Source organism: Oleiphilus sp. HI0128 (genome assembly GCF_001635365.1).
The window spans coordinates 1-894 of sequence record NZ_LWGG01001222.1 but is presented as its reverse complement, the minus strand read 5'-3'; the positions used below and the strand labels follow the sequence as shown (position 1 = coordinate 894).

At 44.5% G+C, this 894-nt stretch carries 1 protein-coding gene; it reads right to left on the bottom strand.

What is annotated here, in order from left to right:
• A partial coding sequence (locus A3763_RS28995) for a hypothetical protein (protein ID WP_197483023.1) occupies nucleotides 1-894 on the bottom strand: 894 nt, incomplete at both ends.

Sequence of the window (894 nt, the reverse complement as noted above, 5' to 3'; positions counted from 1 at the left end):
CTGAACCGTCAATAAAATCAAGGTAGTCAGCGATACCATCATAGTCGGAATCTAGTCGCCCCTCGACGAAATCATTGACTCCATCACCATCAGAATCGTCATTTGCCGACAATGTAAGATAGGTATCAATCACTCTAAGATTTATACGTGCATTTGAAGCTTTACTTGGCGTACCGTTGTCTGTAACACTCACTTCGGCGATATATACGCCTGTACTTAAATTGACCGGATCAAAGGTAAGCGTTCTTGAGTCGCCGTCAAGGTCTACTAGCTGGTTGTCGGTTTTACTCCAGTCAAATGAGTGTGAGTCAGCCGAATTTAAATCATCAACAAGCGCATGAATAGTCACCAAGCCTTCACCTGAACTGAGCGTTGTAAGCGCCAAACCATTTTGCTCTGCGGTCACGTTTAATCTAGGGGCAATATTCGATTCTGTAATCGTGATCTGATGCTGCTCGTTCGCACCTATCACCGCATTGACCGGATCATTAAATGTAACGATAAGCTGCTCATCACTTTCAACAATTTGGTCATCTAAGACTTCTAGTACTAGCTCGGCAGTCATGCCTTCGTCAAAAATGACGACACCGCTGACCTTAGTGGACTGCTCGGTGACATTTGAGCTAGTAAGTAAGTCGTAATCATTTTCGTTAGCTGTACCACCAAGACTGTAAGGAACAAGCACAGGGTAAACTGGTGCCTCCCCAGATAAGCTCAAGTTAACTGAAACACGATTGTTTTCACTTGTGACCTGAGCTTTGCTTAACAAAAGTTGCGGTATTATCTGTATAGACTGGCTGGCAATTGTTCTATTACCGGCCGAGTCTTCTGCGAGCCAGTTAACTATGTGATGCCCCGGTGGTAGGTGGGTCTCATCTAAATTAATAAGCGCGA